The organism is Tateyamaria sp. GN1-10 (assembly GCF_055693845.1).
Genome location: NZ_JBVFUR010000003.1, coordinates 1 through 18,971 on the forward strand (window position 1 = coordinate 1; position 18,971 = coordinate 18,971).

At 60.9% G+C, this 18,971-nt stretch carries 23 protein-coding genes and 2 pseudogenes; 17 read left to right on the plus strand and 8 right to left on the minus strand.

Going from position 1 to position 18,971, the window contains the following annotated elements:
• Positions 1 to 22: 22 nt before the first annotated feature.
• Genes ACZ1HN_RS00575 through ACZ1HN_RS00590 form a run of 4 tightly spaced genes read right to left on the minus strand, consistent with a single transcriptional unit; the run spans position 23 to position 2,490 of the window.
• Complete coding sequence (locus ACZ1HN_RS00575; RefSeq protein ID WP_472726037.1) at positions 23 to 355, minus strand: hypothetical protein; 333 nt, start codon at positions 353 to 355, stop codon at positions 23 to 25.
• On the minus strand, positions 352 to 1,239 hold the full coding sequence (locus tag ACZ1HN_RS00580) for an NAD(P)-dependent oxidoreductase (RefSeq protein WP_472726038.1): 888 nt from the start codon (positions 1,237 to 1,239) through the stop codon (positions 352 to 354). The genes ACZ1HN_RS00575 and ACZ1HN_RS00580 overlap by 4 nt, the downstream gene beginning before the upstream one ends.
• A gap of 13 nt (positions 1,240 to 1,252) precedes the next feature.
• Complete coding sequence (locus ACZ1HN_RS00585) at positions 1,253 to 1,735, minus strand: gluconokinase (protein WP_472726039.1); 483 nt, start codon at positions 1,733 to 1,735, stop codon at positions 1,253 to 1,255.
• Complete coding sequence (locus ACZ1HN_RS00590; RefSeq protein ID WP_472726040.1) at positions 1,735 to 2,490, minus strand: SDR family oxidoreductase; 756 nt, start codon at positions 2,488 to 2,490, stop codon at positions 1,735 to 1,737. The genes ACZ1HN_RS00585 and ACZ1HN_RS00590 overlap by 1 nt, the downstream gene beginning before the upstream one ends.
• Positions 2,491 to 2,583: 93 nt before the next feature.
• Here ACZ1HN_RS00590 and ACZ1HN_RS00595 point away from each other — a divergent pair, with 93 nt between their 5' ends.
• From ACZ1HN_RS00595 to ACZ1HN_RS00625, 7 genes and pseudogenes are all read left to right on the plus strand, one after another.
• Positions 2,584 to 3,531 (plus strand): 2-hydroxyacid dehydrogenase, encoded by a 948-nt coding sequence (locus ACZ1HN_RS00595; RefSeq protein ID WP_472726041.1) that lies wholly within the window; start codon positions 2,584 to 2,586, stop codon positions 3,529 to 3,531.
• A gap of 11 nt (positions 3,532 to 3,542) precedes the next feature.
• Positions 3,543 to 4,571 (plus strand): L-idonate 5-dehydrogenase, encoded by a 1,029-nt coding sequence (locus tag ACZ1HN_RS00600; protein ID WP_472726042.1) that lies wholly within the window; start codon positions 3,543 to 3,545, stop codon positions 4,569 to 4,571.
• 139 nt (positions 4,572 to 4,710) lie between these two features.
• Positions 4,711 to 5,751 carry a hemin-degrading factor gene (locus tag ACZ1HN_RS00605; RefSeq protein WP_472726043.1) on the plus strand — a complete coding sequence of 347 codons (1,041 nt, stop codon included), beginning with the start codon at positions 4,711 to 4,713 and terminating at the stop codon, positions 5,749 to 5,751.
• Positions 5,751 to 6,605: a heme/hemin ABC transporter substrate-binding protein gene (locus tag ACZ1HN_RS00610; protein ID WP_472726258.1), complete on the plus strand. Its 855-nt coding sequence runs from the start codon at positions 5,751 to 5,753 to the stop codon at positions 6,603 to 6,605. The genes ACZ1HN_RS00605 and ACZ1HN_RS00610 overlap by 1 nt, the downstream gene beginning before the upstream one ends.
• A gap of 23 nt (positions 6,606 to 6,628) precedes the next feature.
• Positions 6,629 to 7,669 (plus strand): FecCD family ABC transporter permease, encoded by a 1,041-nt coding sequence (locus ACZ1HN_RS00615; protein WP_472726044.1) that lies wholly within the window; start codon positions 6,629 to 6,631, stop codon positions 7,667 to 7,669.
• Positions 7,666 to 8,472, plus strand: a complete 807-nt coding sequence (locus ACZ1HN_RS00620) for a heme ABC transporter ATP-binding protein (RefSeq protein ID WP_472726045.1) — start codon at positions 7,666 to 7,668, stop codon at positions 8,470 to 8,472. The genes ACZ1HN_RS00615 and ACZ1HN_RS00620 overlap by 4 nt, the downstream gene beginning before the upstream one ends.
• A gap of 11 nt (positions 8,473 to 8,483) precedes the next feature.
• A pseudogene (locus ACZ1HN_RS00625) lies at positions 8,484 to 8,943 on the plus strand (Rrf2 family transcriptional regulator).
• A 2-nt stretch (positions 8,944 to 8,945) separates the two neighbouring features.
• Here ACZ1HN_RS00625 and ACZ1HN_RS00630 read toward each other — a convergent pair.
• Positions 8,946 to 9,431, minus strand: coding sequence for a hypothetical protein (locus ACZ1HN_RS00630; RefSeq protein ID WP_472726046.1), 486 nt, complete (start codon positions 9,429 to 9,431; stop codon positions 8,946 to 8,948).
• A 385-nt stretch (positions 9,432 to 9,816) separates the two neighbouring features.
• Between ACZ1HN_RS00630 and ACZ1HN_RS00635 the strand changes: the two genes are divergently transcribed.
• Positions 9,817 to 10,836: a Fe(3+) ABC transporter substrate-binding protein gene (locus ACZ1HN_RS00635; protein WP_299206130.1), complete on the plus strand. Its 1,020-nt coding sequence runs from the start codon at positions 9,817 to 9,819 to the stop codon at positions 10,834 to 10,836.
• A 129-nt stretch (positions 10,837 to 10,965) separates the two neighbouring features.
• Here ACZ1HN_RS00635 and ACZ1HN_RS00640 read toward each other — a convergent pair whose 3' ends face one another.
• Positions 10,966 to 11,145, minus strand: coding sequence for a hypothetical protein (locus tag ACZ1HN_RS00640; protein WP_472726047.1), 180 nt, complete (start codon positions 11,143 to 11,145; stop codon positions 10,966 to 10,968).
• Between the two features lie 14 nt (positions 11,146 to 11,159).
• Here ACZ1HN_RS00640 and hemP point away from each other — a divergent pair, with 14 nt between their 5' ends.
• The 5 genes and pseudogenes from hemP (at position 11,160) to ACZ1HN_RS00665 (ending at position 13,943) form a co-directional block, all read left to right on the plus strand.
• A complete protein-coding gene (gene hemP, locus ACZ1HN_RS00645; protein WP_299206126.1) occupies positions 11,160 to 11,333 on the plus strand; it encodes a hemin uptake protein HemP in 174 nt (57 codons plus the stop codon).
• Positions 11,330 to 11,800 carry a hypothetical protein gene (locus ACZ1HN_RS00650; RefSeq protein WP_472726048.1) on the plus strand — a complete coding sequence of 157 codons (471 nt, stop codon included), beginning with the start codon at positions 11,330 to 11,332 and terminating at the stop codon, positions 11,798 to 11,800. Before hemP ends, ACZ1HN_RS00650 begins: the two co-directional genes overlap by 4 nt.
• A gap of 33 nt (positions 11,801 to 11,833) precedes the next feature.
• Positions 11,834 to 13,095 (plus strand): annotated as a pseudogene (locus ACZ1HN_RS00655) (imelysin family protein).
• A 165-nt stretch (positions 13,096 to 13,260) separates the two neighbouring features.
• On the plus strand, positions 13,261 to 13,518 hold the full coding sequence (locus ACZ1HN_RS00660; RefSeq protein WP_472726049.1) for a DUF1289 domain-containing protein: 258 nt from the start codon (positions 13,261 to 13,263) through the stop codon (positions 13,516 to 13,518).
• Between the two features lie 23 nt (positions 13,519 to 13,541).
• Positions 13,542 to 13,943: a hypothetical protein gene (locus ACZ1HN_RS00665; RefSeq protein ID WP_472726050.1), complete on the plus strand. Its 402-nt coding sequence runs from the start codon at positions 13,542 to 13,544 to the stop codon at positions 13,941 to 13,943.
• Positions 13,944 to 13,996: 53 nt separating this feature from the next.
• On the opposite strand, the gene ACZ1HN_RS00670 is transcribed toward ACZ1HN_RS00665, so the two are convergent.
• Positions 13,997 to 14,467 carry a Dps family protein gene (locus ACZ1HN_RS00670; RefSeq protein ID WP_299706495.1) on the minus strand — a complete coding sequence of 157 codons (471 nt, stop codon included), beginning with the start codon at positions 14,465 to 14,467 and terminating at the stop codon, positions 13,997 to 13,999.
• A gap of 106 nt (positions 14,468 to 14,573) precedes the next feature.
• Positions 14,574 to 14,996 carry a hypothetical protein gene (locus ACZ1HN_RS00675; protein WP_472726051.1) on the minus strand — a complete coding sequence of 141 codons (423 nt, stop codon included), beginning with the start codon at positions 14,994 to 14,996 and terminating at the stop codon, positions 14,574 to 14,576.
• 73 nt (positions 14,997 to 15,069) lie between these two features.
• Here ACZ1HN_RS00675 and ACZ1HN_RS00680 point away from each other — a divergent pair, with 73 nt between their 5' ends.
• The 4 genes from ACZ1HN_RS00680 to hmuQ are packed head-to-tail and all read left to right on the plus strand — an operon-like array spanning position 15,070 to position 18,968.
• Positions 15,070 to 16,593 (plus strand): di-heme oxidoreductase family protein, encoded by a 1,524-nt coding sequence (locus tag ACZ1HN_RS00680; RefSeq protein ID WP_472726052.1) that lies wholly within the window; start codon positions 15,070 to 15,072, stop codon positions 16,591 to 16,593.
• The gene (locus tag ACZ1HN_RS00685; protein ID WP_472726053.1) at positions 16,580 to 17,563 is read left to right on the plus strand and encodes an imelysin family protein; all 984 of its coding nucleotides are present in this window, start codon (positions 16,580 to 16,582) and stop codon (positions 17,561 to 17,563) included. The genes ACZ1HN_RS00680 and ACZ1HN_RS00685 overlap by 14 nt, the downstream gene beginning before the upstream one ends.
• Positions 17,563 to 18,633, plus strand: coding sequence for a DUF1513 domain-containing protein (locus ACZ1HN_RS00690; protein ID WP_472726054.1), 1,071 nt, complete (start codon positions 17,563 to 17,565; stop codon positions 18,631 to 18,633). Before ACZ1HN_RS00685 ends, ACZ1HN_RS00690 begins: the two co-directional genes overlap by 1 nt.
• An 11-nt stretch (positions 18,634 to 18,644) precedes the next feature.
• Positions 18,645 to 18,968 carry a heme-degrading protein HmuQ gene (gene hmuQ / locus ACZ1HN_RS00695; protein ID WP_299605366.1) on the plus strand — a complete coding sequence of 108 codons (324 nt, stop codon included), beginning with the start codon at positions 18,645 to 18,647 and terminating at the stop codon, positions 18,966 to 18,968.
• Positions 18,969 to 18,971: the final 3 nt, after the last annotated feature.

Sequence of the window (18,971 nt, forward strand, 5' to 3'; positions counted from 1 at the left end):
TGGTGACACGCGCACCCATGGTTTACGCCCGAAATTCGTTTAGCTGGGTGACGTGGTGGTGAATGCGACCATCGAAATGCTCAGCCACAATCTCTCCGGTCACGTCCCGCGATTGTGCGCGGAACGGACTTTCCAGCGCCCCCTCCATCGCGGCAGCATCGGGATAGGTAATGGCGAGGATCAACGGAAACTCTGGCGCGCCCTCGTCCCGGTCGTCGCTAAACATCACCCGCACATCCGTATTGCCGGGAAACTGCTTCCACAAGGGCACCAACCGCTCCAGCACGGCAGCGCGAAAGGCATCGGTCTGACCAGGCTTCACCGATCCTTCGAACAGGGCAAACCGCGTGATCATACTTCTATCTCCTCTTTTGCGCCTTGGAAGAATTCCATGAGCGCTGCCTGATCTTCTCCGCCCAGCCCAGCAGCGGTCAGCATCCGGTGAATTTCGGCACATAGGGCAGTCATGGGCATCGAAGTACCGGTTTGCCGTGCCAGATCGTTCACCATGTTCAAATCCTTGACCATGTTGTCGATGCGGCCAGTACGGCGGTAATCCTTGGTGGCGTACCGGGGCAGATACTCCTGCAACAGAGCTGAATCTGCCCGCCCACCCTTCAGCGCCTGCGGGATTTTTTCGGCATCCACACCAGCATCCAGCGCCAGTTGCGTGGCCTCTGCCACGGCCATAAAGCCCAAACCACACAGCACCTGGTTGATCAGCTTCGTGGTCTGCCCGGCACCAGACGGGCCCATATGGGTGTAGTTCGCCGCCACATGCTTCAGCGCCACATATGCACGCTCCACATCCTTGGTCTCTCCCCCCGCCATTAGGGTCAATTCCCCGATGAGCGCCTTGGGTGCGCCGCCAGACAATGGGCTGTCGACCCAGGCCAGATCACGTTCTGCAGCCATCTTTGCAAACTTACGCGTCGCATCCGGTTCGATCGAAGACATATCGATAATAACAGTGCCCGGCTTCGCCCCGTCTGCAATCCCGTCTTTGCCAAAGGCGGCAAGGCCCACGATGCGCGAAGCGTTTAGGCTGGTGATCACGAAGTCCACGTCGCGCGCTGCCTCGGCGGCAGAGGCAGCCGCAACCGCCCCCTTCTCCACCAGTGCGTCTACCCGTTCCTTATCCAGATCGAAGACATGCAGGGAATTTCCGGTCTCCAGCAACCGCGTCCCGATGGCGCCGCCCATGGCGCCCGCCCCGATCAAGGCAATTTTCTCACTCATATCATCGTCCCCCTCACGTAATCCTCGGACTGTGCGACCACCTGTTCAAAAGGAAGGGCGATATCGATCTCTCCCCCCACTCATCGCGATCCAGCCGTTCCAACGTCGCGAACTGACTATCGAGTAGGGACGCAGGCATGAAATGTCCGGGCCGGTGGGTGACCCGCTGGGCCAGTACATCGCGTGGCGCGTCTAGATGCAGGAAGTGCACCGGCTCGTCGACATGCGCCCGAATCCAGTCACGATACTTCTTTTTCAGCGCTGAACAGCCAATGGCGATGGCGCCTTCGTGCCTCGCCAGCATTCGGCCCACATCGGCCAACCAGGGCGCGCGATCGTCATCATCCAGAGGCACACCTTTCGCCATCTTGTCGATATTTTCTTGCGGATGAAGATCATCACCATCAACGAACTCCATATCGCATAGCACCTGCAAAGCCGTGCCAACCGACGACTTGCCGCAGCCCGACACTCCCATCAGAACGTAGCACCGCATTAGAGCGACGCCGTAATGCCGCCGTCCACGAACAACGTGTGACCGTTGACGAAACTTGATGCGGGCGAGGACAGGAAGACAGCCGCGCCCACCAGTTCTTCAACCTGACCCCAGCGGCCCGCCGGGGTACGCTTTTCAAGCCACGCCGAAAACTCAGGGTCAGCCACGAGGGCCGCGTTCAACGGCGTGTCAAAGTACCCGGGCGCGATGGCATTGCACTGTAAGCCATGCTTGGCCCAATCCGTTGCCATCCCCTTGGTCAGGTTGGCAACTGCCCCCTTGGTCGCGGTGTAGGGCGCAATGCCCGGGCGTGCGAGTGCCGTCTGCACGGATGCGATATTGATGATCTTACCTGCCCCGCGCGCGATCATGTGGCGCGCCACGGCTTGGCCCACATGGAAAACGCTCGCGATATTGGTTTGTAGCAACCGCTCGAAAGCATCTGCGGGAAAGTTCTCCAACTCCGTCCGATACTGCATCCCGGCGTTGTTGATCAGGATGTCGATAGTGCCGGTGTCTGCCTCAAACCCGTCCACCGCAGCGCGCACTGCATCATGGTCCGTCGCATCAAACGCCAACTGATGCACCTTACCGCCCAAGGCCTCAGCCGCTGTCGCCAGCTTGCCTGTATCGCGTCCGTTCAACACGATCTCGGCCCCCGCCTTCGCCAGCCCTTTGGCCAAAGCAAAGCCGATGCCTTGCGATGATCCGGTGATCAGGGCGCGGCGGCCCGTAAGCGAGAAAAGGTCAGACATGCGACACTCCGAATGTGAGGGGCGGGATTGACGGCCGCCAATTGTTATCGATAACATGATACCGATAACATCGCGTGTCAACGAGGAATCGCAATGCCAAAACCCATCGTCCTTCAAGTCGGCCCTTACCCGGACTGGGACCAAGACCCGCTCGACGCAGCCTTTGACGTCAAACGCCTGTTCGAGGCATCAGACGCCCCTGCGTTCCTTGCCACACATGGCCCACATGTACGGGCCATCGCCACGCGGGGCGAGCTGGGCGCCGATGCCGACATGATCTCCGCTTGCCCCGCGCTCGAACTGATCTCAGTCTACGGGGTGGGCTATGACGCCGTCGATCTAAGCGCCTGCAAGCCGCGCAACATCCGCGTAACCAACACCCCGGACGTGCTGACCGAGGATGTGGCGGACCTCGGCGTCGCCATGATGCTGTGCCAATCCCGGGGTGTGGTCGGGGCAGAGACATGGGTGCGCGATGGCTCTTGGGCCAACAAGGGGCTCTACCCGCTAAAACGCCGCGTCTTCGGGCGCAAGGCGGGCATCTTGGGACTTGGCCGCATCGGGTTCGAGGTGGGCAAGCGACTGGCGGGCTTTGGCATGGACATCGCCTATTCCGATATCGCGGCCAAGGACTACGCGCCAGACTGGACCTTCATCAATGATCCGTTGACGCTAGCACAGCACGCCAACTTCCTCTTTGTCACCCTGGCCGCCTCAGCCAAAACACGTCATATCGCGAACAAGGACATCATCGAAGCGGTCGGCCCCGACGGCATGATAATCAACATCTCGCGCGCTTCCAACATCGACGAGGATGCGCTGATCGAAGCTCTACACTCCGGTGCGCTTGGCTCCGCAGCGCTCGACGTGTTCGAAAAGGAACCGGCGCTCGACCCCCGCTTTCTGGACCTCGACAATGTGCTGGTGCAGCCACACCACGCCTCAGGTACAATCGAGACACGCAAGGCCATGGGCCAGCTTCTGCGCGACAACCTGACTGCCCATTTCGCAGGCGACGCCCTGCTGACCCCCGTTCTGTGAAAGGCCACACAATGAAAGTCATCGTTGCCCACGCGGCCAAGGATCTGCGGGTCGAAACCCGCGACATGCCAACACCCGGCCCGGGCCAGGTGCTGGTCAAGATGGCCGCGGGCGGCATCTGCGGCTCGGACCTGCACTACTACAACCACGGCGGCTTCGGTCCGATCCAACTGCGGGAACCGATGATCCTCGGGCACGAAGTTGCGGGCCATATCGAGGTTGTCGGCGACAACGTCACAGACCTGGATACAGGCACGCTTGTCGCCGTGTCCCCTTCCCGCCCCTGCGGCACCTGCAAGTATTGCGCCGAAGGCAGCCAAAACCATTGCCTCAACATGCGGTTCTACGGCTCCGCCATGCCCTTTCCGCACATCCAGGGCGCGTTCCGCGAATACATCGTTGCCGAGGCCACCCAATGCGCCGCGGCAGGCGGGCTAAGCGCGGGCGAGGCGGCAATGGCCGAACCTCTGTCGGTCGTCCTGCACGCCGCCAAACAGGCAGGCGACCTGATGGGCAAACGGGTGCTTGTCACCGGCTGCGGCCCCATCGGCCTTCTAGCGGTTCTGGTCGCGCGGGCGGCAGGCGCGGTCGAAATCGCAGCCACCGACATCTCCGACTTCACATTATCAAAGGCGCGCGATGTGGGCGCCGATCACACTGTAAACGTAGCCCAAACCCCCGACGGGCTTAGCCAATTCGAAGCAGACAAAGGCCATTTCGACGTGCTCTTCGAATGCTCCGGCGTGGCTTCTGCCCTCGCCTCGGCGGTCACGGCAATGCGCCCCGGCGCAACCATCATGCAACTCGGGCTCGGCGGCGACATGACCCTGCCGATGCAGGCGATGACAGCCAAAGAGCTGCAGCTCAAAGGGTCCTTCCGCTTCCACGCGGAGTTCTTCACAGCCGTCGAAATGATGCGCACCGGACGGCTTGATGTGACCCCGCTCATCACCCATGCCATCGACATCGACGCAGCGGTCGACGCGTTCGAACTGGCCGGTGACCGGTCGCAAGCGGTCAAGGTCAACATCACGTTCTGATGACCGGCGGCGGTGCAATATGCATCGCCGCTTGTCCTCACCTTTAAAGTCTACTATTTTTATCGGAAATCACCGAACGCAGCCAAGCCGCCCGGCCCAGCCATCCCCCTGCCCTTTTCAAGCATCAGGATCTGGCCGCGTGTCTGCACCTCACCTTTCCGCCGAAACGATCCGCGCCCGGCGCGCGGACAACCCCGACACCCGCGACCGCGACTTTGCCGACGGCCTCGGCATAAGCGAAGGCATGCTGGTCGCCGCCTATTGCAGCCGTGGCGTCACCCGCATCGACCCGCATCCTGACACGGTGATGGACGCGGCGCAAAAGCTGGGCGAGGTCATGGCCCTCACCCGTAACGCCTCCTGCGTGCACGAGAAAATCGGGACCTACGACAACTATCACCCCGGCCACCACGCCGCGATGATCCTGACCGAAGACATCGACCTGCGCATCTTCCCCAGCCACTGGCAGGATGCCTTTCTGGTCGAACGGGACAACGGCAAAGGCACGCGGCCCAGCCTTCAGGTGTTCGATGCCGCAGGCGACGCGGTGCACAAGATCATCCTGCGCGACGGCTCGAACCACTCAGCCTTTGCCGATCTGGTCAAGACACTGGCCTCCGACAACCAGTCGCCCGAAGCCACGTTTGCCGAACGCCAAGCTCCCGAAGCGCCCAAGATCGCTGAGGACAAGATCGACATTCTGCGCAAGGAATGGCAGCGGTTGAAAGACACGCACCAATTCCTGCGGCTGGTATCGAAGCTCAAGATGAACCGGCTGGGCGCCTACCGTGCGGCGGGGGCACCTTTTGCCCGGTCGCTCGATCCATCCGCTGTCGACACACTGCTGACCGACCTGCAACGCACGGAAACCGAGATTATGCTCTTTGTCGGCAATCGCGGCTGCATCCAGATCCACACCGGCGCGCTACACAGTCTCAAACCCATGGGGCCGTGGCAGAATGTGATGGACCCGCGCTTCAACCTTCACCTGCGCCGTGATCACGTGGCCGAGGTTTGGGCCGTAGACAAACCCACCCAACGCGGCACCGCCACATCGGTTGAAGCATTCGATGCCGACGGCGCGCTTATCTTTCAGATCTTCGGCGTGCCCAAGGAAGGCCGTGATAGCCGCCCGGCCTTCCGCGCCATTGTCGCGGAATTGGACGGAGTGGCTGCGTGATGGATCGCCGCGACTTCATCGCCCTTTCGCTGGCCTTCGCAGCGGCACAGCCCACCCGCGCTCTTGCCGCCAGCGATGCGCAAGACGTCATCGCCATCGGCGGCGACGTGACCGAGATCATTTATGCACTTGGTCAGGGGCACCGGCTGCTCGCGCGCGACGCCACCTCGACCTACCCGGCAGAGGCGCAGGCGCTGCCGGATATAGGCTACATGCGTAGCTTGTCCGCCGAAGGTGTCTTGTCCTTCGCCCCCTCCCTCATCGTCTCGGCCGAAGGCGCTGGCCCGCCCGAGGTGATCGACATTCTTCGGTCCGCAGCAGTGAATTTCGCCGAAGTGCCGGAAGGCTATGATGCCGGCGCAATCGTGGAAAAGATCAACGCGGTTGGCGCTGCCCTCGATGTGCAAGAACTGGCCCAGACCCTCGCGACCGAAACCCGTGTCGCGCTTTACGCGGCTCAGGATCGCGCGACACGCCTGAACGCGGAGAAGAAAAGGGTGCTGTTTATCCTGTCGACCCAAGGGGGTCGGATCATGGCCTCCGGCACAGGCACCGGGGCGGACGGGATCATCCGAATGGCGGGGGCAACCAATGCCGTGTCCGAATTCGAAGGCTACAAACCCCTGTCGGACGAAGCGGTCAGTGCCGCTGCCCCCGACGCAATCCTGATGATGGACCGCAGTGGCGATCACGCCTCGACCGACGAAGAGCTGTTTGCGCTGCCTGCCCTGTTGGCAACACCCGCAGCGCAAAAACGTGATGTAGTGCGCATGGATGGGCTGTTCCTGCTGGGATTCGGCCCACGCACGGCGGATGCGGTCACTGCGCTGCACCGCGCCCTGTATCCGATCTAGCGCCCTTGGTACTGGCTGATCATATGCCGAAAAGCCGTGTGTCACGGGCGCGGCACATGCATGTCTGGTTGGCGGTTACCCTTGTGGTTGTCGGCCTGTTCAGCCTGACGATTGGCGCGACGGATGTGTCGCTGGGCCCGGCACTGCAAAAGGTGGTGAGGGGGCAAGCCCTGACACGGACCGAGGCCATCGTGCTTTGGGACATTCGCGCCCCGCGGCTGGCGCTTGGTGTTTTGGTTGGGGCTGCGCTGGCCATGGGCGGCACGGTGATGCAGGGGCTTTTTCGCAATCCTCTCGCGGACCCCGGACTGGTGGGCGTCAGCGCGGGTGCAGGTCTGGGGGCGATCTCTGCCATTGTTCTGGTTGGATTTGCACCTGCATGGCTTGTGCGGAATGTTGGGGATCACCTGGTCCCGGTGGCTGCCTTTCTGGGCGGATGGGGCAGCACGCTCTTGCTCTATCGGGTGTCGACGCGGCGCGGGCGCACGTCTGTGGCAACGATGTTACTTGCGGGCATCGCCCTTGGCGCCTTGGCCGGGGCCTTGTCAGGCATCCTCGTTTACATTTCTGACGACCGGCAGCTGCGGGATCTGACGTTCTGGGGGTTGGGATCGCTTGGTGGCGCCAGCTGGGCCAAGGCACTGGCCGCTGGGCCGATCATCGTGATCTCAGTTCTGGCGGCCTGTGCCTTGGGTCGCGGCCTGAACGGGCTCGCACTCGGTGAAGCAACGGCAGCGCATATCGGACTGAACGTGCAGCGGGTCAAGAATATGGCAATCCTGACAGTGGCAGCCGCCACCGGTGCCGCCGTCGCTGTATCTGGCGGGATCGGGTTCATCGGAATTGTTGTACCCCACCTGCTGAGGCTGGCAACGGGTCCCGACCACCGCCCGCTCCTGATCAACGCGGCCTTGCTGGGCGCGTTGCTGCTGGTGCTGGCGGACGTGATCGCGCGGGTCATCATCGCACCTGCCGAACTGCCCATTGGCATTGTCACGGCGGTACTGGGTGCGCCAGTCTTTCTCTGGATCCTGTTGCGACAGCGCGGGATGGTGGACCTGTGACGCTTACGGTGCGCAACCTCGCAGTGCGTTATGGACGCAAGACCGTCATCGACGGGCTGTACGCTGACGCGCTGCCCGGTGCACTGACAGCCATCGTCGGGCCAAACGGGTCCGGCAAATCGACCCTGATCAAGGCAATGTGCGGCGACCTTCCCTATGACGGCACCATCACGCTGAACGGCATCGATGTGTTCCGTGCACAGCCCTGGGAACTGGCCGCCGTGCGGGGGGTGTTGCCCCAGACCTCAACCCTTGCCTTTCCCTTTCACGCCATCGAGGTGGTCAAGATCGGCCTGACCTCAGGCACGGAAGCAGATCACGAAGGGCGGGCGAGCGCCGCGCTGGCGCGGGTGGGCCTCGCCGGTTACGCCAACCGCTACTATCAGGAACTGTCAGGCGGCGAACAGCAACGGGTGCAACTGGCCCGCGTACTGGCGCAGGTGTGGGCGCCCGCTACTGCAAGTGGCCCGAACTGGCTCATGCTGGATGAGCCGGTCTCCAGCCTCGATATCGCGCATCAATTGCAAGTGATGCGGATCGCCCAGAACTTCGCGCGCGCAGGTGGCGGTGTCGTGGCCGTGATGCACGATCTGAATCTGACGGGCCTGTTCGCCGATCAGGTCCTTGTCATGGCCGAAGGCCAGGTGCTGGCCGCAGGCCGCCCTGCCGACGTGATGACAGACGGGGTGCTGTCGCGCGCTTATGGATGTGATTTGCGGGTCAATACGGCGCCGCAAGGCATGGCCCCATTCGTGTTGCCGCACAGCATCGATGCATCTGGCAATGCAGGTTTCGCAGAGTAAGGAGACGCGCCATGAAGCTCAGCACAAAGGGACGATACGCGCTGGTCGCTCTGGTCGACATCGCCTTTCACCAAGATGCCGGACTGGTGTCGATGAACGACATCAGCCGGCGGCAAGACATCTCTTTGCCATATCTCGAACAACTCTTTGCAAAGCTTAGGCGGCACGGGCTTGTCATCTCGGTACGCGGCCCCGCCGGTGGATACAAGCTGGCCCGCGCACCCCATGATATCCGCATCGATGCTGTACTGGCCGCCGTGGACGAGATCCGTAAATGCGCTGCGTCAGGGTGCCGGGGCCAAGGGCGGCGCGTCAGGCACGCAGGCTCAGTCTCTGTCCAACCGCCTCTGGGAAGGGCTCAGTGCGCATGTCTATGTGTTCCTGCACCGCACAACGCTGGCGGATGTGATCGACAATGAACTGGTGCCCTGCCCGGCCATCCCCGCCCTGTTCGAAGTCGAAGACGCCTGAGATCACACCCGGATCGTGTCGCGCGTCGTTGCACCGACACAATCGGCAAAGCTGCGCGCGGCAGCAATCACGCGGTCGGTCGCATGGCCCTCGCACAAAAGCATAGCTGATGAGGCCAGCATGGATACACGGTGCGCCCGCGCATGCTGCACCAGTTGCAGCAAGTGCCGTTCGTCTTCAGTGACAATGCTGGAACATCCTTCGCATCGGGGATTGGAAAAGCGAAAGGTTGACCGGCGCGAGGTACGCATTTCGTGTACGATCGCCAAGGCGCTGCGCATCTTTTCCGCGCTGTCGGGGCCGGGAAAGAAATAGTCCGCCCCAAGCATGGCCGTCACCCATGCGCCGCCAAGCGGTTCAGAAAAGGACACACAGAAATACCGCGCGGCGGACAGAAATCCGTACTCGACGGCATCCGCACCTAACGCTTCTAAGGACGTGTCGCCCATAGACATAAGGTGGCAACAATTGTGTGGTCGATCAGCCATGATACCCATCCTTGGCGGGTCGGCCGTCACGGTCAGCGACAGTTGCGGACCCGCGTTCAGGCAAGACCCGATGGCAATAGGCATCCATCGGATGCGTTCGCATTCGCAGCAGATCAGGCTTTACTCCGTCCGCAAACTTGGCTGCAAAATCCAGCAGCCGCAGTATCCCCGGTAGATCTCGTGACATCGCCAAAGCCCCCATTCACAACAGAATTCCCGGGCATACGATTGGTTTCGCGGCTTGGTTACAGAAAGGTGATAGAAAAACTCAGGATTCGGCAAGCCATTTCCGACAATTTTGCTCGGAAAGGGTTGCTTTCCGCCGGGGCTGCTGTAATTGACTGTTTCTGTAAGATTAAGATCTGTGGAAACAGGGAGTATTTCCATGACTGCAAAAACCTATTTTGTGACTCTTGCTGCTGCGGCCATCACCGCCACAAGCGCTGCGGCCGAAGGCGAACTGAATCTGTATTCATCGCGCCACTACGACACCGATGAACGCCTGTATTCAGAATTCACCGAAGCCACCGGCATCACCATCAACCGCATCGAAGGCAAGGCCGACGAGCTCATCGAGCGGATGAAAGCCGAAGGGGCCAACTCGCCTGCAGACATCCTGCTGACCGTTGACACTTCGCGCCTTGAGCGTGCCAAGGACGCAGGCGTATTGCAGTCAATCGAAAGCGAAACGCTCGAAGCCCGCATTCCTGCAAACCTGCAGGACGGCGACAACCAGTGGTTTGGCTTCAGCCAGCGCGCTCGGATCATCTTTTACGACAAGAATGACGTGGCAAACCCGCCCGCGACCTATGTGGACCTCGCCGACCCTGCCTATAAAGGCCAAGTGTGTCACCGCTCGTCCTCGAACGTCTATTCCCAAACACTGCTGTCGGCTGTGATCCAGAACCACGGCGAAGAAGCTGCCAAAGGCTGGGCACAGGGTGTGGTCGATAATTTTGCCCGCTCACCTCAGGGCGGTGATACCGACCAGCTGCGCGGCTTGGTGTCGGGTGAATGCGATATTTCGATCTCGAACACCTACTACTTTGCCCGCGCCATCCGCAAAGACGTCGATGGTCTGCCTGCCGATGCCCGCGCCAACATCGGCTGGGTCTTCCCCGCGCAGAATGCCGAAGGCGCGCACATGAACCTGTCAGGTGGCGGCGTAGCGGCAAACGCTCCGAACAAGGAAAACGCAATTGCGTTCATGGAGTATCTGGCCAGCGATCAGGCGCAGCAATACTTCTCGGCTGGCAACGATGAATACCCTGCCGTACCTGGCGTCGGCCTCAGCCCATCGGTGGCTGCGCTTGGGCTGTTCCGCCCCGATGGCGTGGACCTGACCGAGGTGGCCAAGAACGTGCCGACAGCTCAGAAGATCTTTAACGAGGTGGGCTGGGAGTAATTCCGCTCAAACGATGAAGAATTAGGAAGGCGCGGTCTTTTACCGCGCCTTTTCTTTTCCTACTGGAATTGTCAGGATTGACGTACCCGACAAAAACAATCAACATATCTGCAATGAGTCTCAGCCACCCTATTCGGGCAGCCCGGACACCGCTGACCCAACAGGAGGTGAGACATGGTGAGACGACACGTAAGCAAACGCGAAAAAGCCCGCAGGTGCTGTGAAAAGCCGTGCTGCCAGGAACTGCTGCAGGGTGCCCTTGGTGGGCTCTACGGCGATGATCAATGTCTTGAGCGCATGCTTGATCATCTGGAGCGGGCATCATGAACGCAATGACACAGGTCCCGAACACAACAACAGCGCCCGACCCGCAGCAGATCGATACCTATGACGCGCGTGACTTGATCAAGGACGGCGTGCAGGCGTCCATCGTGCTGGATGGGCAGGTCTACTATTTGCGCATCACCCGCGCCGGCAAGTTGATCCTGACAAAATGAGCAGCGCACATCACGCCCGTGGGGGTGCGGCCGTCGCCGCTCTCAACCGCATGGACGAATGGGAAGCCAACCTTGTCCTGAATTTGCGCCTGTGGTGCGAAGGGCCTGCCGGCAAATCGCAGGCGCGCCAAGATTATAGTAATGTGTTCCCCGCGCCCGAAGCAGATCGCGCGTGGCAAACCTTTGAAGGTCTGCTGAACAAGATCATCTGCACCGCTTCCCGACCGCTTGTCCGGCACGAGGTGGGGTGCAACTGCGTTGGTTCGGACGAATGCGTTTTCGTAAACCTTGTCCGCACGGCATCCGACGGACATCTGAACGACGCAGCGCTGATTGCAACGCTGCTGTCGGGTCCGGCCCACGCTGAACACATCGCCCTCATGGCGGGCGAAGTCGGCACCGCGATCCGACGCATCCACAAACCATTTTCACCCGCAATCGCACCCAACGAGGTGCGCCTGCATTAACCCGTCAGAAAACCAATTAAGGGAACGCCACCTATGAAACTGACAATGACCACGGCACTCGGGACAGTGCTATTGGCAGCCGCCCCCGCACTTGCGGACAAGGCCGCCGTTTTAAACAATTATGCTGATATTGCGCTTGCCAAATACACCGACAGCCTGACCACGGCTCAAACGTTGCTGGCAGCGGTAAATGACCTCACTGAAAACCCTTCGGCCGAGATCCCTGCAGGCGGCGAAAGAGGCATGGCTGGCGTCTCGCGTGCCCTACCAACAGACTGAAGTTTACCGCTTTGGCAACGCCATCGTCGATGACTGGGAAGGCAAGGTGAACGCTTGGCCACTGGACGAAGGGTTGATCGACTATGTGGACGCCTCCTATGGCGGGGCCACGGATGAAAACGAATATGCTGTGCTGAATGTCGTGGCGAACCCGACCTTCACACTGTCGGGTGAAACCGTTGATGCCTCGGCCATCACGCCCGAACTGCTCGAAGGTGCGCTGCACGAGGCGGACGGCGTCGAGATCGAACGTCGCGACCGGCTATCACGCCATCGAATTTCTGCTGTGGGGTCAGGATCTTAACGGCCATGACGCAGGTGCAGGTAATCGCCCCTGGACGGACTACGCCGCGGGTGACGCCTGCACAGGCGGGAACTGCGACCGCCGCGCCGACTATCTGACGGCAGCAACGGAGCTGCTGGTGTCCGATCTGGAATGGATGGTCGCGCAATGGCAGGACGGCGGGGATGCCCGCACCCAACTGACCGCAGACGAAAACGCAGGCATCAGCACCATCCTGACCGGCATGGGCTCGCTCAGCTACGGCGAGCAGGCCGGTGAGCGAATGCGCCTTGGCGTGCTGTTGAACGACCCCGAGGAAGAGCACGACTGCTTCTCGGACAACACGCATAACAGTCACTTCTACGACGCGCTTGGCATCCGCAACGTCTATCTGGGCAGCTATACGTCCATCGACGGCACCATCGTGTCGGGCGAAAGTCTATCGTCGCTCGTCGCTGCGACTGACGCGGGTGTCGACACCGAACTGCGCGCCAAGCTGGATGCAACGATGCTGGAAATGTCAGAGATGAAAACGGCCGCCGAAGCCGGGTTTGCCTATGACATGATGCTTGAGCGCGGCAACGACGCGGGCGAAGCCCTGATCATGGGTGCCGTCGACGCTTTGGTGGACCAGACCCGTTCGATCGAACGGGCTGTGGCTGCCTTGGGCGTTGACACGATCGAGTTCGAAGGCTCGGACAGCCTCGACAACCCCGACGCTGTGTTCCAATAACGGTTCCCCATGCGTGGCAACGGGGTTCCCCTAAACTCCGCCGCGCACATCGCCATCCTCCGGGTGGCCACCTCGCGCGCACCGGATGTTTCCGCGTTTCCGGTGCGCGCGTTGCAAATCCAGACCTGAATACCCAGCTCAGCTCAGCAACAGCAAGGTTTCCGAATGGCCAAGACCCCAAGCCCCTGCATCGACGTCTGCAAGTTCAAACGCGAAGGTCATTGTATCGGCTGTTCCATGACCAAGACGCAGAAAACGATGTTCAAGCAGTTGAAGAAGGACAAGCACCGCGCAGCCTTTGTCGAGATGGTGGTGACCCAGCAAAAGATGCTCGGCCAGTACAAGCACTGGGTGCCGCAATACCTGCGCAAATGCCTCAAGAAGAAAGCGAAACCCGTTCAGGCGGTGCGCGACGCGGCCTGACATCCTGACACAAGGATCGCCCCATGCTCCGCCTTCCTGCCACCTGTCTCCTTCTCTCTACCCCTGCCGTTGCCGACTACAGTCTGGCCATCACGGACACCGGCAAACGCGACTATTACTGTACGATCACCGTGGCCCTGACCAATGACAGTGATGCGCATCTGACTGAAATCAACGCGTTCTTTCTGAACTATATCGGCGACAAACAAGTGGGGCGGTCCAAGGGCGCTTCCTTTTTTAATGTCGCGCCCGGCACTTCGGTGTCAGCGGTGTTCGAAACGCCCAACGCGCCTTGCGCCGAGGTCGAGCGTTACGACATGATCATCGGCGCCTGCCGCCTTGGTCCGTCATTCGAAGACAAAAGCGTGTGTGTGGACCAAATGGCACTCACCCCACCCTTCGGGGCGGCCGCACCCCTTGAGTGACAAGAAAAAAGCCGCCCCAGCGGAACGGCTTCAAAAATTACTGCTTGCTCACATCACGCCAGATGGGACCGCAGAAACCATGCGAACTTTTCGTGCTCCTGACCACGCGCAATGCACAGGTCTTCGGTCAGTGTGTCGCCATGCTCGGCTGCCAACTCGCCACAGCCCGCCAGTGTTGCAGCCAGGGTCTCCTGCGCTTCTTGCATGATCTTGATCATCTCTTTGTCGGTCGCATGGCCCTCATGCTCTTTGACCTTGGACCGCGCCAACATGCCCGCAAGCGTACCCTCGGCAAACGCATCGATCGCGCGGATACGTTCGGCCAGATCGTCTTGCGCAACAAAGTGATCTTCGTAAATCTTCTGAAACAGGTCGTGCAGCGGGCCAAAGGCCATGCCCTTTACATTCCAGTGGAAATTCTGCGCCAGCATCGTCGTCACTGCGGTTTCCGCGACGGACTGGTTCAACGCTTCGGCAATGGCAGCGCGTGCATCAGTAGACAGCGCAACAGCTGTTTGGGTCATCCCTACAATCCTCTTTATTTTGACGCTGGCTTGCACGGTGCTGGCTGGCTTGCCCAGTATTAGTTAGGCACCCAGATCAGATAGGCAAGTGGTTTTTAGAACAATTCTAACTCAGAGAAAAATACTCTGAAATACGGCCCACCAGAAAACGGACCAAACGACAGTGTTCCGGCAGCACGCGCGACCTCAGTAGAAAGCCGACGCTTGCCTCATCCCGCCGCACCACAGCCTGACCGAGCTGTATCAGCCACGTCTCATCAAAAGACATCTCAAGCGTGCCGGGCGTATGCAATCGCGCGGGTTTTCCAAGGGCTTGGCTCAAACATCGCATCAACGCCTCGGCATGGGCTTCTTGCGAGGCAGTGCGGGTCACATGCAACAAGGCGCAGGCTTCAAACAAGTCAGCGCGCGGTTTGGACCGGCATGACATGGACATGAAACGCAAGTGATTGATAAAGGCAAACGCCTCGGCTGATACTGGCCGAATGGGCCGCGGGTCAGCCACCATATCCAATCGCAAGGGCACCATGTCGCAGGTCTCTCCATGGGTGCGAAGCAGGGATCACCTCGCCAATACAAATTCCTGAGTATATTTATAAGCTATGAGTAAGATCACAAGCATATTCCCGACCATACTTGTCGGAATTTTGACATTTCCTGCCGGTGCAGTGGCCGAACTCACAGACTTACACCTGCCTGTGATCCCAAGAACAGCGGCCGAGGCCGAGCGTATCTCGGCTGTCACGCAACCCACCACCGATTTCACAAAAGCCGAACAATTCGAAAACAATCCGGCCGGAGCCGCAACTGTCCGCGTCAGCGACACACGCAACGCATTCAGTCAGCCATCGGGCAATATCAGCTTTGAAAAAGAGCTGGATTTCAAAGTCGGCAACGGCCTGTTCAAAAAGCTGTGGGTGTCGTCGCCCTCGTCCACACTTGCATCCGACGGGCTAGGGCCACTCTTCAACGCGCGGTCGTGCCAGCGCTGCCACCTGAAAGACGGGCGGGGTCATCCACCTGCGGGGCCAGACGACAACGCAACATCAATGCTCGTGCGCGTGTCAATCCCCGGCGGCGCATCCCCCGAGGACATTGCAGACTACATCGCCACCCAGCCCGACCCGAACTACGGCGGCCAGATTCAGGATTTCTCGGTCGCAGGGGTCGATGCCGAGGCAAAGCTGCAAATCACCTATACCGAAGAGGTCATCGCGCTCTCGGGCGGTGAAACCGCCTCCCTCCGACACCCCGCCTATGACCTGATCAACCTCGGCTACGGCCCGCTGCACCCAGATGTGATGCTGAGCCCGCGCGTGGCGCCGCAAATGATCGGGCTGGGCCTGCTCGACGCGATCCCCGCGGCGGATATCCTCGCAATGGCCGATCCCGATGATGCGGATGGTGATGGCATCTCGGGCAAGGCCCAAATCGTCATGTCCAGCGCATACAGTGTGCCGATGTTGGGGCGGTTCGGCCTCAAGGCGGGCAAGCCCTCTGTCTGGGAACAATCGGCAGGCGCTTTTTCCGGTGACATCGGTATCTCAACCACATTGCACCCCGCAGGTTACGGCGACTGTACCGAAGCGCAGACCAAATGCCGCACGGCACCCAACGGCAATACAGCGGCGCACGACGATGCCGAGATCGGCGATGTGGGGCTTGAACTGGTGTCGTTCTATTCCTCGAACCTTGGCGTGCCCGCGCGCCGCGATATCGATGATCCGCAAGTGTTGCGGGGCAAGCAGGTATTTTATGAAACCGGCTGCATCTCCTGCCACACACCCAAGCACGTCACGCACCGGCTCGACGGTCAGCCCGAACAAAGCTTTCAGCTGATCTGGCCCTATACCGATCTGCTCCTGCACGACATGGGCCCCGGTCTGGCCGACAACCGGCCCGAGGCGCGCGCGAATGGCCAGGAATGGCGCACACCACCGCTTTGGGGTGTCGGCTTGACGGAAACCGTGTCCGGCCACACGTTGTTCCTACACGACGGACGCGCCCGTAACCTGCTTGAAGCGGTCCTCTGGCACGGGGGCGAGGCCAAACCACACAAACAAACGGTCATCGACATGCCACCACCCGACCGCGACGCCTTGATCCGTTTCCTTGAAAGCCTCTGACATGCGCTTTGCCCTGATCCTCCCCTTCCTCACCCTACCCGCTTTTGCCGACATGCAGACGGCATTGGATGATCACATCCTGCCCGGCTACACGCGCCTTGCGGACGAAACGGCAAAACTCGCCGAGGCGGCACAGGCCGATTGCACCCCCGACGCGCTGCAACCGGCGTTTCACGCCGCGTATGGCGCGTGGATCAGCATCAGCCACATCCATTTCGGGCCGTTGGAAGATCAGGCGCTTACACTCACCATGTCATTTTGGCCCGACCCCAAGAACAGCACCGGCAAAGCGCTCGCACGTTTGACCACTGCTGCTGATCCCATCGTCGATCAACCAGAAGCGTTTGGCGATGTTTCTGCGGCGGCTCAGGGCTTCACGGCCCTCGAACGGATGCTCTACGATCCGCAGCCCGATGCGGATTACGCGTGCCGTCTGACACAGGCCATCGCTACGGGTCTGGCGCAGAAGTCCGACAGCCTAAACGCTGCCTGGCCCGCCTTCGCCGACCAGATGCTGAGCGCAGGCACCGGCGGTAACGCCCGCTTTCAAAGCGATATGGAGGCGCAACGCGCCCTCTACACGGCCCTGTCCACCGGTCTTGAATTCCTGCATGATCAGCGCCTTGGTCGCCCCCTTGGAACGTTCGACCGCCCTCGGCCCAGCCGAGCCGAAGCGCGGCGCTCGGAACGGTCCCTCCGCCATATCGAATTACAGCTTGCAGCCCTGGAACGGCTCGCCGCAGCGATGACCAACGCCGATCTTGGCGCGACAAGCGCTGCCTTTGCCGAAGCGCGGGCACGGGCCGACGCCCTGGAAGACCCGGCTCTGCAAGGCGTCGCCGACGCCGAGCAACGCTTCAAGGTGGAGGTGCTGCAACAGGCCGTGCGCGCCGTACAGGTCGCCGTGATTGACGAGATCGGCACACCCCTCGGCATCACTGCCGGGTTCAACGCGCTCGACGGAGACTGATGCCCTCGCGTCGCGCCTTCCTTGCCGGGCTGACCTCGGCCTCGCTCACACCCACGCTCGGATGGGCAGATGTGGGCAACCCGATCGCACTCAGCGCCGCGATGGATTGCGAGGGGCGCTACCTGCTTATTGGGCTGACGGCCGCTGGCGACATCGCCTTTCGCATCCCCCTGCCCGCCCGTGGCCATGCGGCTGCCGCCCATCCCCACATAGCCGAAGCCGTTGCTATCGCCCGCCGCCCCGGCACCTTTGCCAAGGTGATCGACTGCAGCACCGGTGACGTCACCCAAACCCTGCGCGCACCGACAGGGCGGCACTTCTACGGGCACGGCGCCTTCTCCGGCGATGGCACCCTGCTCTTCACCCCGGAAAACGACATCGCGACGGGACAGGGACGCATCGGCGTCTGGGACTGCAGCGCAGGCTACAGACGGCTCGATGATTTCACATCAGCCGGAATCGGACCGCACGAGATCCTACGCCTGCCAAACGGCACGCTCGCCGTCGCCAACGGGGGCATCCGCACCCATCCCGCAACAGGACGAGACAAGCTCAACCTCGATACCATGCGACCCAACCTCGCGCTGTTTGACACGAGCGGACGGATGACGGATTTCGCTGAAGTGCCAGAGGCCCGTCACCACAACTCCCTCCGCCATATCGCGGCAGCTCCCGACGGAACTGTCGTCTGTGGCTTCCAATGGCAGGGCGATCCGTTCGACACACCCCCTCTGGTGGCGCTCTACACCGGCAACGGCACATTGAAGCCAACGGATATGGACGAAACAACGCTCCACCAGTTGGACGGATATATCGGCAGCGTTAGCGCCTTCGGAACAGGGCACTACGCAGCGTCCTCACCCCGCGGCGGTCTGGCTTTTCAATTCGACCAAACAGGTCAGCAGGTTGGCACGTACCGGATGCACGACGTCTGCGGGCTGTGTGCCGCCCCGGACGACACCTGCCTTGTGACGGACGGGACCGGCCAGGTCCACACATTGAAGCGTGACACGCTCACACACCGCACGACACACACGCTCGCCTTCGACAACCACCTGACCGCCATCTGAAAGGGCCGCCCATGTTTATCGCCATGAACCGCTTCACCGTAACCAAGCATAAAGCAGAGGCATTCGAAGCGCTCTGGCTCGGGCGCGACAGCCACCTGAAAACTATGGATGGCTTTGTCGAATTTCACATGCTCAAAGGACCCGAAAACGAAGACGGCACACGGCTCTACGCCTCGCATACGGTCTGGTCATCGGAAGAGACATTTCGCGCCTGGACCCGGTCAGACGCCTTCCGTGCAGCGCACAAGGACGCAGGCAACACGGCCAAGCTGCACGAGGGCGCACCAACGTTCGAAGGCTTCTCAGTGATACAGGAAATCTCGGCAGACGCCTAAGTA

Bases quoted from the DNA above. Each gene is read 5' to 3' on its own strand.
- ACZ1HN_RS00675 (WP_472726051.1), bottom strand. From the start codon at position 14,996: ATGGTGCCCTTGCGATTGGATATGGTGGCTGACCCGCGGCCCATTCGG.
- ACZ1HN_RS00665 (WP_472726050.1), top strand. From the start codon at position 13,542: ATGCTCCGCCTTCCTGCCACCTGTCTCCTTCTCTCTACCCCTGCCGTT.
- ACZ1HN_RS00640 (WP_472726047.1), bottom strand. From the start codon at position 11,145: ATGATCAAGCATGCGCTCAAGACATTGATCATCGCCGTAGAGCCCACC.
- ACZ1HN_RS00670 (WP_299706495.1), bottom strand. From the start codon at position 14,467: ATGACCCAAACAGCTGTTGCGCTGTCTACTGATGCACGCGCTGCCATT.
- ACZ1HN_RS00635 (WP_299206130.1), top strand. From the start codon at position 9,817: ATGACTGCAAAAACCTATTTTGTGACTCTTGCTGCTGCGGCCATCACC.
- ACZ1HN_RS00690 (WP_472726054.1), top strand. From the start codon at position 17,563: ATGCCCTCGCGTCGCGCCTTCCTTGCCGGGCTGACCTCGGCCTCGCTC.
- ACZ1HN_RS00600 (WP_472726042.1), top strand. From the start codon at position 3,543: ATGAAAGTCATCGTTGCCCACGCGGCCAAGGATCTGCGGGTCGAAACC.
- ACZ1HN_RS00630 (WP_472726046.1), bottom strand. From the start codon at position 9,431: ATGGCTGATCGACCACACAATTGTTGCCACCTTATGTCTATGGGCGAC.
- hmuQ (WP_299605366.1), top strand. From the start codon at position 18,645: ATGTTTATCGCCATGAACCGCTTCACCGTAACCAAGCATAAAGCAGAG.
- ACZ1HN_RS00575 (WP_472726037.1), bottom strand. From the start codon at position 355: ATGATCACGCGGTTTGCCCTGTTCGAAGGATCGGTGAAGCCTGGTCAG.
- hemP (WP_299206126.1), top strand. From the start codon at position 11,160: ATGAACGCAATGACACAGGTCCCGAACACAACAACAGCGCCCGACCCG.
- ACZ1HN_RS00590 (WP_472726040.1), bottom strand. From the start codon at position 2,490: ATGTCTGACCTTTTCTCGCTTACGGGCCGCCGCGCCCTGATCACCGGA.
- ACZ1HN_RS00680 (WP_472726052.1), top strand. From the start codon at position 15,070: ATGAGTAAGATCACAAGCATATTCCCGACCATACTTGTCGGAATTTTG.
- ACZ1HN_RS00610 (WP_472726258.1), top strand. From the start codon at position 5,751: ATGGATCGCCGCGACTTCATCGCCCTTTCGCTGGCCTTCGCAGCGGCA.
- ACZ1HN_RS00585 (WP_472726039.1), bottom strand. From the start codon at position 1,735: ATGCGGTGCTACGTTCTGATGGGAGTGTCGGGCTGCGGCAAGTCGTCG.
- ACZ1HN_RS00595 (WP_472726041.1), top strand. From the start codon at position 2,584: ATGCCAAAACCCATCGTCCTTCAAGTCGGCCCTTACCCGGACTGGGAC.
- ACZ1HN_RS00580 (WP_472726038.1), bottom strand. From the start codon at position 1,239: ATGAGTGAGAAAATTGCCTTGATCGGGGCGGGCGCCATGGGCGGCGCC.
- ACZ1HN_RS00660 (WP_472726049.1), top strand. From the start codon at position 13,261: ATGGCCAAGACCCCAAGCCCCTGCATCGACGTCTGCAAGTTCAAACGC.
- ACZ1HN_RS00650 (WP_472726048.1), top strand. From the start codon at position 11,330: ATGAGCAGCGCACATCACGCCCGTGGGGGTGCGGCCGTCGCCGCTCTC.
- ACZ1HN_RS00615 (WP_472726044.1), top strand. From the start codon at position 6,629: ATGCCGAAAAGCCGTGTGTCACGGGCGCGGCACATGCATGTCTGGTTG.